This window comes from Cytobacillus oceanisediminis 2691, from assembly GCF_000294775.2.
Taxonomy (GTDB): domain Bacteria; phylum Bacillota; class Bacilli; order Bacillales; family Cytobacillaceae; genus Cytobacillus; species Cytobacillus pseudoceanisediminis.
This window is the reverse complement of record NZ_CP015507.1, coordinates 50635-65041: the sequence shown is the minus strand read 5'-3', so window position 1 is coordinate 65041 and position 14407 is coordinate 50635. Positions and strand designations below refer to the sequence as shown.

Here is a 14407-nt window from a genome sequence, read left to right as displayed (position 1 = left end):
TAAAAGCTAGTGATATTAGAAGAGTTCCTTACCTGATTAACATGTTGGATCTCCTTTTGTAGTGCTCCTTAAGCTATACCGTTACTTGATCTACACCCAATTGAAGATACGAGCTAATTGTGCAATAAGAAAAGTTACAAAAAACGCAATACCAGTAGGAATGATAAAGGACCAAAAAGTCCACTTTGCACTTTTGGTTTCCTTGTATATATTTACAAGTGTAGTGCCACAAGGATAATGCAGTAAAGAGAACAGCATCATATTTAAAGCAGTCAGCCAAGTCCAGCCTTGCTCGATAAAGATTTGTTTTAAATCCTCAATCCCATCTACATCTATTAAAGCACCAGTTGACAGGTAACCCATTAATAGGATGGGCAACACGATTTCATTAGCAGGAAGTCCAATTAAAAATGCCATTAAAATATATCCGTCTAGACCAATCGCCTGGCCAAGCGGGTCTAAAAATTGAACAATATGAAGCAGTATACTTGTATCTCCTGCCTGAATGTTTGCAAGTACCCATGTTAATATGCCTGCTGGAGCGGCGACTTTAACCGCACGGACTAAAACAGACCAGGATTTATTCAAAGAAGCACGAATAACTGTATCAAAGAATTTAGGTTTTCTGTAAGGAGGCAACTCCAAAGTGTAGTGAGTTGGCACGCCCTTCAATGCCGTTTTGGCTAGAGTCCAGGATACAAAGAATGTTATAATTATCCCGAAAAGCACGATCCCCACAATAACTGAAGTCGTAACAATTGACTTCATTCCACCGGTAAAACCTGTCGCCATAAAGAGTGAGGCCAAAACAATTAAAGTACCCCATCTACCGTTGCAAGGGACAAAATTATTTGTTAATATAGCCAGCATCCTTTCCCGGGGAGATTCGATAATCCTCGATGACATAATTGCTGCAGCGTTGCAGCCGAACCCCATCGCCATTGTCAGTGATTGCTTTCCGTGTGCCCCTACCGTTTTAAACAGCCGATCCATATTAAATGCTACACGTGGCAGATAACCGTAGTTTTCAAGCAATGCAAAGGTCGGAAAGAAAATGGCCATGGGTGGAAGCATTACGCTGATTACCCAGCTCGTTCCACGGTAGAGACCCAATACCAAAACTCCATGAAGCCAATTAGGGGCATTTAATTCAGTGAAAAATAAGGTTAAATACGCTTCCACCCAGCCAAAGAATTCAGCAAGCATGGACGAAGGGATATTTGCTCCTGCAATTGTTAAATAAAACACAACACCCAGCATAACCAACATGATTGGAAATCCAAATACAGGGGAGGTAAAAATTGCATCTAATTTTTCAGTTCTGTGGTCAAATCTATTTTTTGTAAATGAGACACCTTCTTTTACTAATTGATGGCTTTTTCTATATAACTGCTCAACTATTTGGTCACGTATCTGTGTCGAGGAAAGAAGATCTGCCTGCTGGAACAATTCATTTAATGCCTGTTTTTGTTTTGTGGATTGTAGTTCCATTGATCAAAACCTCCCTGTTTCTGGCCTTTTCTACGATTTGTTCAAATAGTTCTCTGTCTCCGTCTAATAACCTTAAAGAAAGCCATCTTGCAGATATATCATTTCCAACAGTTTTCTCAATCATAGGCTCCAAGATTTTTATTTTTCTTTCAGTCTCCTTATCATATTTCATTTGAAAAGGAGTGCACTGAATGGCTCCCGAAATAACTCGGCTCATAGTATCAAGAAGCATCGGTATCCCCGTCTTATTTCTTGCAGAAATTTTAATTACCGGTATGCCTAACCTCCTCATTAGTAATTTTTCATTAATATTAATTCCTAATTTCTCTGCCTCATCAATTAAATTAATACAAATGATTACTCGATCAGTCATCTCCAGTACCTGCAAGGCCAAATTTAAATTTCTTTCAAGAGCAGTAGCGTCCAAAATAACAATGGTGATATCGGGATTCTCAAACACAATATAATCTCGAGCGATTTCTTCGTCTAAGGAATTTGAATAAAGTGAATATGTGCCGGGTAAATCAACAATTTCATATTGATCATTTTTATAAGTGTATACACCCTTTTTCATGTCCACGGTTTTTCCTGCCCAATTTCCAGTATGTTGTTTTAGTCCTGTTAGTGCATTAAATAAGGTGCTTTTGCCTGTGTTCGGGTTGCCGCAAAGAGCAATTCGAAAGTTACCCATGCTAAACCAACTCCCCTAAAATTTTGTGACTTTCCTCTTTCCTTAAGGCTATAGAAGTGTTGCTTACCCGAAAAGCAACAGGGTCCCCCAATGGGCTTTTTCTTAGCACTTCGACATTTGCCCCCGGAACAAATCCTAAATCGAGTAGACGTCTCCTCATTATTCCTTCTATGTTTAAATCAGTTATTCTGATAATGTCCCCTTTTTCTCCTTCAAATAAAGAGAGTTTTTTAGACAACCCCATATTTTTTTCCCCCCTGCTTGTTTTTTTCCCTAACGCAACTTTTAGTATTATAATATGAATATATTTTCATGTTGTCAAATTTATTTTGAAAAATAAAAAAAACTGCCATCTCCATGACAGTTTTGATTGGGCTGATCTATTTAATGTCCTATGGGTACCAAAATAAAAAATAAGATTATAAGAAGTGCTCCTAATAAGGTTATGGATAGCACTTTAATTTTCGACAGGTGGAAGGAATGTTTCCAAAGTACCTCATAGATTGTTACATAACTTAATGTACCTATGGCGGTTCCGTTTAAAATAGTAGTAAACTTCTCAGATGGCGATTGCCACTCCAGTCCCCCTAAAGCATTCAAACTGACCGCAAGCGATAGGATAAAGCAAAAAACCCCAAAAATAAATAAGTTCATTTCTGTATATATGAGGGTCCCCATTAGAATAACTCCCTCAGGAATATGATGAAGAAAAACTGCTGCTAATAATATTGACGGATTGACAACCTGTTGCTGGACATTCATACCAAATGCTAACCCTGTAGGAATGCTGTGGAGAAATAATGCCGTAAAGAGTAGGAGGAACATTCCCGAGTCACGTTTGAAACGATTTTTGGTTTTATGGATTAATCCTTCCATTGCAATCATAGAAAATACACCTAATGAAATTCCAGCAAAAACTCCGATAAAATCTAAATGTTTAAGTGTTTCTGGAAGGAGTTCAAATCCAATCAAACCGATTAGTATCCCGCTGCAAAATATATTAATGTAATGGCTATTCAGCTTTAGTGTATGACAGATTAGCCACGTAAGCCCTCCTCCAATCAGAGTTCCAAAGAAAATAATTAAGAAAACATTTACAATTACCGCTAAATCACTGTTCATTAAAGAACCCCCATGTATGTTTGTACAAGTATATTCATAGAGTATTTAAATAAGAATTCATTAAAAATATAGAAAATGGAATAAGTATCAGAGATTTTCATTGACAGTATTTTCTTTTTTGTATAGGATTTATATGAGTATTTATTCATATACTTGTGACAAATTCGGGTTTTTTATGATTTATGATGCAGTTTTCTTAGATTTACTCTTATAGTCTTCTTTATTAAAATCTTCTTTCGCCTTCTTAACCTGGTTTAGTAATTAGGTGGCATCCCTAAGGGTTTCTTAATAAAATAAGATACTAAGGTTTTCAGTTGTCAATTCAGTTTAACTCTCGAGTGAACAAGGTAAATAAAGAAAAAGAAAATTTTTAGAACAAATCACTGCTCTTTCCAAGCAAAAGTATAGATTTCACAACAGGTGCATTTAACAATATGAGGATTCCATCATTTGCGAGGTGACTTCGACCAGGTTTTTAAATCCACCCTTCACAATATAGGATTTCTTAAGATGAATTGCATTGATTGTTGGTACCACAGCATCAGCAATTGATTAAAAAGTCACTATTAATTGATCAATCTTCTTTTAGTGTCATCAATATAAACTGTGCTACAGATTTTCGTCCATTTTTTAAAAGGAAAGATTACACTTTATTGAAAAATCTTATACATATACGATGATCCTCTTTAGAGGTAGCATATTTGTTGGCCTCCCCTGGTAGCGGTCCCCTTTTGTTATAATATGGAAATGGGGTTAAAAGTTTGTATTATTATATAAGAATAAGAACAAAATAATTAAAAGGTGGAAATATAAATGAAGCAACAGGAACATACGTTTTTATCAACTCAGACAGTGGATGAAGCCTCTAGGATTTTTAAGGCACTAGGAGATCCCACACGAATTAAAATTCTATACTTATTATCACAAGAAGAGTGCTCGGTAAGCCATATAACCGAAGTCTTGGAAATGACTCAATCTGCAGTCTCCCACCAGCTTAGTTTACTTAGAAAGCTAAGGCTTGTTAAATACAGACGCGAAGGAACTACGCTCTTTTATACATATGATGATGAGCATGTCATCACGGTGTTAAATCAAGTTATAACCCATATTAAATGTTAGAATAGGAGGATTATTAATGGGACATCACCACGACCACGGACATGGTCACTCACACGGACATAACCAATTTGAAGAATCACGAGAAGGAAATAAAAAAGGATTAATCATTGCTCTGATTATTACAACGGGCATTATGATTTTAGAATTTTTCGGAGGACTGATTACCAATAGTTTAGCTCTACTCTCAGATTCAGGCCATATGTTGAGTGATGCAAGTTCACTGTTTTTGAGTTTAATTGCTATCTGGTTTGCTTCTAGGCCCCCATCCCCTCGCAAGACATATGGATTCTACAGATTCGAGATCTTAGCTGCATTGTTTAATGGAGTTACTCTTTTTGTAATAGCTGGCTTTATCGTCCGGGAAGCTTATGGCAGATTCTTTGAACCACCAACTGTTGCAAGTGGATCAATGATGCTGATTGCTTCTATAGGCCTAATCGCTAATTTGATTAGTGCCTGGTCCTTAATGCGGAAAGGAGATGTGAAAAATAATGTTAATTTAAGAAGTGCCTATTTGCATGTTCTGGGAGACGCTCTAGGTTCTATTGGTGCAATTATTGCAGGAATATTAATGCTATTGTTTGACTGGTATGTAGCAGATCCTATTATCTCTGTTTTGGTTGCTTTATTAATATTGAAAAGTGCCTGGGGAATTATAAAACATTCTGTTCATATTTTAATGGAAGGAACACCAATCACTATTGATCAAGAGAAAGTGAGAGAGGCTTTAACTGAAATTGATGGAGTCATTAATATTCATGATCTCCACATATGGACCATTACTTCCGGACTTGATTCACTTAGCTGCCATATCCTTATCGATGATAACAGAGACAGCCAGGAAATACTCCAACAAGCAATTAGCAAAATAAATGAAACCTTTCAAATTGAACACACTACAATACAGGTAGAAACTTCTTCTATTGCTCATAATGAGTTGAAAATATAGACAGTTAAAAATACAACTTCTAAGCCAAGAGCCTTTCTTCTTGGCTTTTTATAGTGTGTTTGGGGAAATAAAGAATTCAGGTAATAGTTAATTGAATTATTTAAAAAATATTTCTTCGTTTATAACCTTTTAAGTGGCTATAATTTTTCTAGCTGCAATTTAATTCTGCATAAAATCTTCAAATTTCAGGGATATAATTTAACTATTAGCATGAAACAGGTGATTACATGAACAAGCTATCAATAAAGCTAGGAGTAATTTTCTTTTTAATTATATTTGGCCTTGTTATTTTGATGTTTTTCTTCTTACATTCGGCTCTCGTCGACTCGAGAATAGAAGAAGAACTGCTTTCTTTACAAGCGAGAGGAAATTCTCATAGAGCAATCCTAGAAAAACACTTTGACGCAGATACTATCTCACATGTAACTCTTATGGAATCTGAAGCAAATACTGACGTGGTAATCACGGATGTAAACGGTAAAATACTTGGATCATCAGCTAATAGCGAGAGTTTTGAGAGGTATATTTATAGTTCGGGGTTTAATATTCCAAGAAAAGGTGAAATTTTAGAGGATAATTGGAAAAATGGGTCCTTTATTTCAACCGTAAGCCCAATAGAGATCGATGGCAGGACAGAAGGTCGCGTTTATATGTTTCAGGATACAGAATCACTTCACGCTTTGATAAAACGGCTGAATGGGAACTTTTTATTGGCAGGAATAATTGCTGTATGTTTGACTCTGATTATTATTGTCTTTCTTTCCAAAGGTCTTGCTAAACCTCTTATAAAAATGAAGGAGGCTACCTTTCAAATAAGCAGGGGGGATTTCTCCGTGTCTCTCCCAAAAAACGGCAATGACGAACTTGGTGACCTAGCTCATTCCATATCAAGGCTTGCCAATGACCTAAAATACTTAAAACAAGAGAGAAACGATTTTTTAGCCAGCATTTCTCATGAGTTAAGGACCCCTTTAACTTATATAAAAGGGTACGCTGATATTGTCCTTAGCCGAAACCTTTCTATTGAAGACCGTGACAGATATTTAAATATAATTCATGAGGAGGCGAATCGCCTTTCTGATTTAATTAAGGACCTTTTCGACCTAGCGAAAATGGACAAAAATTCATTTATAATACAAAAAAAAGCAATAGACTTAACTGACTTTATGATGAAAATAAATCAAAAGTTCACTCCCGCTTTCCAAGAAAAAGAGATGGAACTTGAAGTAGTTTGTCCGGAAGAGTTATTTATTATGGCGGATCCATCCAGACTTGAGCAAATCATTTTTAACTTATTAGATAATGCCATAAAATATTCTCCTTCTGGAGCAAAAACACTTCTTTCTGTTAGCAGAAAGAAAAAGGATATTTACATTCAGATTCAAGATAACGGTAAAGGCATTCCAGAAGAAGACCTTCCTTACATTCTAAATCGCTTTTACCGTGTAGATAAATCCCGTACAAGATCATTAGGTGGAACAGGTCTAGGATTGGCCATTGTAAAAGAACTGGTTCTTGCTCATGGTGGTAAGATCTCTGTTAAAAGTGAAGAAGGCAAAGGAACTGAGTTTGAATTAATCTTTAAAGGAGCAGGTAAAATTGAAAACGATACTATTAGTTGATGATGAAACTAGGATGCTTGATTTATTAGCCCTATATTTAATGCCGCTTGGTTATAATTGTGTCAAAAAGCGATCAGCCATAGATGCAATCCTTTATTTAGAGTCCCATCCTGTAGACCTTATATTGTTAGATGTTATGATGCCTGAAATGGATGGGTGGACAGCATGCAAGGAAATTAAGAAATTCAGGGATATTCCAATAATCATGCTTACTGCTAGAAGTGAGAAGCCAGATATTGTAAAGGGGTTAAAAATAGGAGCTGATGATTATATTTTAAAGCCATTTGATGAGGAAGAACTCCTAGCAAGGATTGAGGCAGTTTTAAGAAGAACACAATCAGAGGAAGGAATCCTTTCTTTTAAAGGCCTTGTACTAAAGCCAAATTCTTATGAACTCTTATTTGAAGATAAAGAGATTTTGCTGACGCCAAAAGAGTTTGCAATGATGGGATTGTTTTTAGGAAATCGAAACAAAGTTTTCTCCAGAGATCATTTTATTGTGTCCGTGTGGGGAGATCGAGTTTCAATTGAAGACCGAACTATCGACTCTCATGTTAGGAACCTACGGGACAAGCTCAGAAAAGTAGGGTTTCCCGCAGATGATCATTTGCAAACTGTTTGGGGTGTTGGCTATAAATGGACTGAAAAAAAATAACAAGTCAATTAGGTGTATAGTTCATTTAAATACATTTTCTTCGAATTGAAAGTAATCGGATCGTAATAATAAGTATATGATTATGCTTGAATATCAACAAGATATTACACTATGACCAATTTAAAGACTCAATCTTATATGTTCAGCTTCACTTTCTGGAAATTTTGAGCTATTTAATTTAATAATTTATTATCCATACTTTCTGCATACTTTTTAATTATAATAGGTTCGAACCTTAAGCGTCTAACTTCATTTAATATATCGTTATCCTGGTTACATTTCTGAACTTCTCCAAATAAAACTTGTTCGAGTCAGAGTGTGGACATATTTATAATTATGGAATTCGTCTAAAAGTTGCAATTTGAGGATTATGCTGTATTTTGATGGACATGCTATATATAGGGTGACAAGTTTTTAAGGTACAAGAATGCAATTTCACTAGAACATATCAGGAAATTCCATGGAGTATTTGTTTGAAATGTGACAAGGAAGTAGGAAATTATTCTAGACAGCGATATATACCATAATAGATAGGAGGTTGTCCCTTGGGTATAGTAATTATATTTGGTTTAGTAGCATTGTTATCAGGTTTTGGGACTATCACTGCGATAAAAAATAAAAATCTTCTTGGAGTCCTTTTTGGTGCTGGAAGTTTTCTTGTCTTTGGTTGGTTCTCAATCATGACTTTTATTAACTCTGGGTATCCAGCTATGTAATCGACTTGTTGGATTTTAAGGTAACAAACCCATATTTCAAGAAAACTTTTAGGATATTATAATACATACACTGAAAATTACCATCAACCTTTTTCTATAGGTAAAGTCAAGAAAAGGGCAAAATCAATAGCTAGCCCCTTCTTGACTTATCTTATTAACCACCACGTCAATAATGTTTCTAATAATCATTATTTAAATCAACTACTAATCTTCTTAAACACTAATCTGGCAGATATGTCACCGCTTGACTCCCCATTTGCTTCCAGGCAGCAAGAAATTCCCCCTTTGAAATTAGCTTATTTTTCATGCCGTCAATTGGGTCATTAAAATAAATTGCCTTTTCATCGTAGCCTGTAATAAGAACAGAATGTTCTTTATAAGTTATTTTTATCTCCCCATTAGGTGTAAACCACTTTACAAATGCAGAATCAGGCAATTCATTATAGGTAGTATTGGTTATAATCCAAATTGGAATACCAAGCGAAAGATAAGCCTGAAGTTCCACAAAATCCCTACCTGTTAAATCTATTATTTGACCTGGTATATATTTTTCGGCTAGTTCTCTTATCGGTTTATGATAAACTCCATAGCCGGGATTTTTATAGGAATACATATCACCAACGAATCCCTCATTTGGATCTCCCCAAAATATCTTCCCGCTTTCTTTTTTTAGCGGAACAGAATTCTTTTTTATATTATTGGCAAGTGTAATTTTATTTGTTTTAATTCCTTTATACTGCAGAAGCATTGCCAGACTAGTAACCTCACAACCTCTTGGCAGTTCAGGAAATTGTTTAATAATAGGTGCATCCAAAAGGACTCGGTCCTTAATCTTTACCACCTTTTTGTTATATTCTTCCGAATCTACAGATGCACGAGATGTTTGTTCAATATTATCTAAAACTTGAATATTACCAAGCTGCGTAAGCTCTTCTCTTCCTAATAAGAGAAGAACTGATAGGCTTATTAATGTGAAAACTAAAAAGTGAAGAATAAATTCATGTTATATTCCCCATTACAAAGTTTAATGTAAACAGAACTTACATTTCTTTAAATTCCTATTTAGAGAGTGGTTCTTTCCGAAAATACTTATTATCTCCGCAGAATTATGCTTAAAGCAGGTGGCCTTTATTAAAAATTCATTAATCCCTATCAGCATATCTATGAACAGCTTTTTCTAAGCGTCTTCTAAGGACAATGACTAAAACGGCTGCTGCAATCAAAGTTAAGGACATAGCTTGAGCTATTCTAACTGATTCTGTGAGCATTAAACTATCTGTTCTCAATCCTTCAACAAAGTACCTCCCAACTGAATACCAAATAATATAAGATAGAAAAACTTCACCACGTTTTATGGATAAACGTCTGAGAAAAACCAAAAGAACAAAGCCAAGAATATTCCATAATGATTCATATAGAAAAGTCGGATTATAGTATGCTCCTTCTATATACATTTGATTAATGATTAAGCCTGGGAGTAAGAGGCTTTCGAGGAATGAGCGGGACACTTCTCCCCCATGCGCTTCTTGGTTTATGAAATTCCCCCACCGTCCAATTGCCTGGCCTAATATTATGCTTGGTGCAGCAATGTCTGCAAGTCTCCAAAAAGAAATACCCTTTTTTCTAGAAAAAATAACGGCAGTTATCACTGCTCCTAATAATCCTCCATGAATAGCAATACCACCTTCCCATATCGCTAAAATATCTCCTGGATTTTTAATATAGTATTCCCATTTGAAAATTACGTAGTACAATCTTGCACAAATAATTGAAATGGGAATTGCCCACAGCTATAGGTCTGAGAGTAGTTCTTTTTCCATTCCAACTTTTTTCGATTCTCTTGCAGCAAGAATCCATCCTAATAACAGACCACTTCCGATAATGATACCATACCAATAAATCGTTATTGGGCCTAACTCAAAGGCAATTCTATCAATCGATTCAATTTCCCCCAATATATTCACCTCTTTAATGTTTTTATATCAAAAATATTTTAAGGGAATAATATCAAGAAAGTGTGCAAGAAGATAACTTTAATGAAAATATTAATACAGAAAGCATAAATAACCAATTTGTGGATTAATGAGATTAATTTTTTAATTGGATCTATTTAATCTAATTTTAGCTTGAATTCAATTAAAATAATTTCTAGTGTTTTTTGGAAGTCTTCTAAAATGCAAAATTTCTTCATATTTTTTTAGTAAGGTAAACGTAGATTACTAATGAAAAGAGGAAAGCTAAAATGAAAAAAATTATGGTGATTGATAATGATCAAAAAACACAGAACTTATTGTCTTCCCTTCTTTCGCCATTCTATCGATGCATACAGTTCCGTTCAGCTAGTGATGCAATTTCATTTCTTTCACAGAAGAGTGTATCTCTCGTCATATTAGAGGTTGTTATGCCTGATATGCATGGTTCGTCTACTTGTGAAAAAATTCGAAGGGTTTCTAATGTTCCAATCATTATACTATCTAAAAAAAGTGAGAAAGAAGATATAGTAGATGGATTTAAACAGGGTGCCGATGATTATCTAACTAAGCCTTTTAACAAAAACGAACTTTTAGTCCGAATAGAGGCATTGTTAAGAAGGTCTTCCCTAGTAATCAGTGATTCACTTTTTTTTCAAGGGTTAAAATGGGATGAAACATCTTTCAATCTTTCTTTTAACGGAAACACCATATCTATGACTCCTAAGGAATTTGCACTTGTAGGGCATTTGTTAAGTAACATCAATAATGTTTTTTCTCGTGAAGCCCTTTTACAGACCATCTGGAGTCAGGAATGGAAAACAGAAAGTAGAACGATTGATTCTCACATTAGGAACATACGAGAGAAGTTAAGACAATCTGGTTTCCCAGTTGATCGCCATCTAAAGACCATTTGGGGAGTCGGCTATAAATGGGAAACAAATTAATATAGAGATTAAGGGAAAGGATGAAATGCCTTTGTATGTAAAAAAGTTAACAAAAAACGGTCAAATTTTACTTCCTGCCGCTCTATATAGAATGTTGGGCATGAAGGATGGAGAGTTCGTCTTTATTTATGAGGAAGCTAACCAGTTGGTTGTAAGCAATCATCATGAAAATGCCCATTTAAATAAATGCATTTTCAGGAATGGAAAATTATCTATTCCAATGGAATTAAGAAAAATGTTAAAAATCGATACAAATACACTATTATTATTGCAGGCATACCCAGAAAAGGGATTTATAAAAATAATGAAGTTAATTGAAGACCAGGCCAACAGCCTACATCTCGAAATATAAAGGAACCATAGCCTATGTTAAGATATTAAAAACTGAGGTGGAAGCTTCTACAATAATTCCAAAATCCTTAAAAAAATAAGCAGAAGAATGGAATTTTCCTGATTTGCCTCCCTCTTGTCCTTTAAACGAAGGGAATCAGGGGTTTTAAATTTCGTACAGGAACCTTAAGACAATCTTTTTTCCTCTACAAGATAATAATAAAAAGGAGTTAATCAACGCTGTTATAGCATTGATTAACTCCTTTTTATAAAGCTTGCAACTGAATCAATTGTCATTTCCATCATTTTCTCTGTTGATAGCGGTGAATCATTTTCTAATAAAGGCCCTCTTGCCGCAAGTCGGTGAACCATTCCCAGTAGATTATTAAATGTCCATGCCGTTAGGTCATTGGCTGTAAAATCAGTTCTTATGCTTCCTTCATTTTGTCCTTGTTCAAACACCAAAGGAATTGATTCCCCATTTATTTTAATTAATTCAAGATAATAAGCTTGCTCAATTTCTAATTTATGTGATTGATAATAAAGATCAAATTCTGCTTGAAATCGGATATGATCGTCTTTTTCTTTTAGATAAGAGTCCCATTGTTTAAGCCAATTTATGATTTGTTCATATGCAGTACTATCAGTTGATATCTCTTTGAAAAATTCCTTCATTTCAATAAAAATTTGTTGTTTAACTTCAGCAGCAATTTCATCAACAGACTTATAATATTTATATAAGGTAACCGTAGATACCCCTACCTCTTTTGAGATATCTCTCATCGTCACTCTTGGCAAACCTTTTTCCAAAAATAATTCCCTTGCTTCATCTAATATCTCTGTGCGGCGTCGTATCCTTAGTTCGTCTAACTCGCTATCCCATTTTAAACTCAAAAATAGCCCTCCATTATATTAATTAATTTTATTTCAACACTTATCATTTCTATTTAAAAAAATTGATTGCCTAGTGCAAGATCTGTCCCTTCATAATAAGTACTCCTCATCTCACCTTATATCCTAATAGTTGTTCTTCTATCTATAACTTTGAAGGTGTCATAACTGTTCTTCAATGGTTGTTTTTGCTATTTTGTTACAGGTTCTATTTCCTAATACAATAACGGAGACTAATAAAGTAATTAATATGGTGCCAAATATATAACTTCCTTTTGCCAACTTCTCATCTTTTTGATTCGTCGATTGCTTCACTATTTTCTTTACTTCTTTATTCTTTTTAATAGCATATCCTAATTGGATATCAGAAAGCAGCTTTGCACTCGGGTATAAAATTTCAATTTTCCCATCATCCTTTAAAGTACTTAGAACATTACTTTGAGTGGACTGAGTAATATAGAGTTTAGTTGTTGCATTATAAACAATATTGTTAATTTGAAAATCAATTCCTTTAGATAGACTTGATGTTTTAAAGTTATTAAATCCGAAATCAAGTAATTTCATTGTGTCATTATAAGCAATTTCTTGTGATGGTGCCTTAAGGGTGACTGCAATCAAGCTCAGATCCTTTCTTTGGGCAGCAGTTACCAAAGTATGTCCAGACTGATCAACGTATCCTGTTTTCCCACCTATAACACCCTCATATGGGAATTCCCTCATCAGTTTATGATGCGTATATAAAGTTGTATCCCAGGATACACCTTTCCACTTTAGCTCTTTGGTTCCAAAAATTTCTCTAAATATACTATTTTCCATTGCATAACGGGTTAAAAACGCTAAATCTTCTGCCGTAGTAACATGTTCAGGATCGTAAAGGCCATGTGGATTTTTAAAGTTAGTTTCCTTTAGCCCCAAATCAGCTAAATACATATTTAATTCTTTTGAAAATCGTTCATTTGATCCACTTAAGTGCTCAGCTATGGCAACGCCTGCATCATTACCGGAATTAATTAGCATTCCTTGAATAAGTTTTTGCAAATTGACTGTTTCACCTTCTTCCAAATAAACCCGTGTACCTTCAGTTACTCTTGCATTTTTCCCAACTGTAACGATATCGTTTAAATTTCCTTTTTCTATCGCGTATATTGCCGTTGCTATTTTTGTTAGACTTGCAGGATACATCCTTTTATTTGAGTTTTTTTCAAATAAAACCTCACCTGTTTTTGAGTCAATTAAAATAGCTGCTTCGCTTGAGATCGCTGGTTCTTCTTCTGCTTGAACTATTATAGAAGGGCTATTCAAAAAAACCAAAATAGAAACATATATTAGTAACATTTTCACGGAATTCCTCCTGAGGTCGATCGCTGTTAAGAGATACAGAGAATTATTCTCTTATTACCACCATTGAATTATAATAAAAAAATATGAAGAAAATATGGAGAAGCTAGTTTCCGGCTCATAGAACTAGTTTTAAATAAATCTCTAGAAAGATAATGTTTAGTAAATAATGTATCCTAGTTTCTGGATTTTACATGTATTGTCTGGAATTATCTTCTGAAAACGTTTGATTTAAGTATTAAAACATTCTCACTATAAAAAAAGCCAATTCCCCTTGTTAAGGAATTGACTGACTATCCAAACGAAAATGGTATTATCTGGTGATTACTCGCTTTCTGTTACCCATTTATGATTTTTCACTTCATCTCCGCCGGTAGTTGGAGTGAAATCAACCATATATACAGTTGTTTGTTCAGCAGAGTCAATTTTAGCTGTTACTCCGTCCATTCACTTCATATGTTCCGTAGATACAGTAACTTCTGTTCAAGGTTCAAGCGGCTCTTCTCGGGCTCCTTCTAACTTAGCTTACCCTTTTAAGTAAATAAACAAAATGTGCTTTAGGCTCC

General features: G+C 34.8%; 14 protein-coding genes and 2 pseudogenes. 7 read left to right on the top strand and 9 right to left on the bottom strand.

Features of this window, described 5'->3' with window-relative positions:
- Positions 1–90: 90 nt before the first annotated feature.
- From A361_RS27480 to A361_RS27465, 4 genes are all read right to left on the bottom strand, one after another.
- Positions 91–1491, bottom strand: coding sequence for a nucleoside recognition domain-containing protein (locus A361_RS27480; protein WP_019380980.1), 1401 nt, complete (start codon positions 1489–1491; stop codon positions 91–93).
- Positions 1451–2182 carry a FeoB small GTPase domain-containing protein gene (locus tag A361_RS27475; protein WP_019380981.1) on the bottom strand — a complete coding sequence of 244 codons (732 nt, stop codon included), beginning with the start codon at positions 2180–2182 and terminating at the stop codon, positions 1451–1453. The genes A361_RS27480 and A361_RS27475 overlap by 41 nt, the downstream gene beginning before the upstream one ends.
- 1 nt (position 2183) lies before the next feature.
- The gene (locus A361_RS27470; protein ID WP_019380982.1) at positions 2184–2426 is read right to left on the bottom strand and encodes a FeoA family protein; all 243 of its coding nucleotides are present in this window, start codon (positions 2424–2426) and stop codon (positions 2184–2186) included.
- Positions 2427–2566: 140 nt separating this feature from the next.
- Complete coding sequence (locus tag A361_RS27465; protein ID WP_019380983.1) at positions 2567–3304, bottom strand: ZIP family metal transporter; 738 nt, start codon at positions 3302–3304, stop codon at positions 2567–2569.
- A gap of 813 nt (positions 3305–4117) precedes the next feature.
- On the opposite strand from A361_RS27465, the gene A361_RS27460 reads away from it, so the two are divergent.
- The 5 genes from A361_RS27460 (at position 4118) to A361_RS29185 (ending at position 8365) form a co-directional block, all read left to right on the top strand.
- Positions 4118–4423, top strand: a complete 306-nt coding sequence (locus tag A361_RS27460; RefSeq protein ID WP_019380984.1) for an ArsR/SmtB family transcription factor — start codon at positions 4118–4120, stop codon at positions 4421–4423.
- Positions 4424–4439: 16 nt separating this feature from the next.
- Positions 4440–5372 carry a cation diffusion facilitator family transporter gene (locus A361_RS27455; protein ID WP_019380985.1) on the top strand — a complete coding sequence of 311 codons (933 nt, stop codon included), beginning with the start codon at positions 4440–4442 and terminating at the stop codon, positions 5370–5372.
- A gap of 227 nt (positions 5373–5599) precedes the next feature.
- On the top strand, positions 5600–6994 hold the full coding sequence (locus A361_RS27450; RefSeq protein ID WP_019380986.1) for a sensor histidine kinase: 1395 nt from the start codon (positions 5600–5602) through the stop codon (positions 6992–6994).
- A complete protein-coding gene (locus A361_RS27445; protein WP_019380987.1) occupies positions 6972–7649 on the top strand; it encodes a response regulator transcription factor in 678 nt (225 codons plus the stop codon). Before A361_RS27450 ends, A361_RS27445 begins: the two co-directional genes overlap by 23 nt.
- Positions 7650–8194: 545 nt before the next feature.
- Positions 8195–8365: a DUF2759 domain-containing protein gene (locus tag A361_RS29185; RefSeq protein WP_019380988.1), complete on the top strand. Its 171-nt coding sequence runs from the start codon at positions 8195–8197 to the stop codon at positions 8363–8365.
- Between the two features lie 220 nt (positions 8366–8585).
- Here the strand turns inward: A361_RS29185 and A361_RS27440 are convergent, their stop codons facing one another.
- Both A361_RS27440 and lgt read right to left on the bottom strand, forming a co-directional pair.
- Positions 8586–9206 (bottom strand): C39 family peptidase, encoded by a 621-nt coding sequence (locus A361_RS27440; protein ID WP_311316058.1) that lies wholly within the window; start codon positions 9204–9206, stop codon positions 8586–8588.
- 301 nt (positions 9207–9507) lie between these two features.
- Positions 9508–10323, bottom strand: a pseudogene (gene lgt, locus A361_RS27435) (prolipoprotein diacylglyceryl transferase).
- Between the two features lie 284 nt (positions 10324–10607).
- Here lgt and A361_RS27430 point away from each other — a divergent pair.
- Both A361_RS27430 and A361_RS27425 read left to right on the top strand, forming a co-directional pair.
- Complete coding sequence (locus A361_RS27430; protein WP_019380992.1) at positions 10608–11282, top strand: response regulator transcription factor; 675 nt, start codon at positions 10608–10610, stop codon at positions 11280–11282.
- Positions 11283–11313: 31 nt separating this feature from the next.
- Positions 11314–11634, top strand: a complete 321-nt coding sequence (locus A361_RS27425) for an AbrB/MazE/SpoVT family DNA-binding domain-containing protein (protein WP_019380993.1) — start codon at positions 11314–11316, stop codon at positions 11632–11634.
- Between the two features lie 233 nt (positions 11635–11867).
- Here the strand turns inward: A361_RS27425 and A361_RS27420 are convergent, their stop codons facing one another.
- From A361_RS27420 to A361_RS29635, 3 genes and pseudogenes are all read right to left on the bottom strand, one after another.
- Positions 11868–12506 carry a TetR/AcrR family transcriptional regulator gene (locus A361_RS27420; RefSeq protein ID WP_019380994.1) on the bottom strand — a complete coding sequence of 213 codons (639 nt, stop codon included), beginning with the start codon at positions 12504–12506 and terminating at the stop codon, positions 11868–11870.
- 159 nt (positions 12507–12665) lie between these two features.
- On the bottom strand, positions 12666–13838 hold the full coding sequence (locus A361_RS27415) for a D-alanyl-D-alanine carboxypeptidase family protein (RefSeq protein ID WP_082919479.1): 1173 nt from the start codon (positions 13836–13838) through the stop codon (positions 12666–12668).
- Positions 13839–14165: 327 nt separating this feature from the next.
- Positions 14166–14351, bottom strand: a pseudogene (locus tag A361_RS29635) (YdhK family protein); the annotation flags it as partial.
- Between the last annotated feature and the right edge of the window lie 56 nt (positions 14352–14407).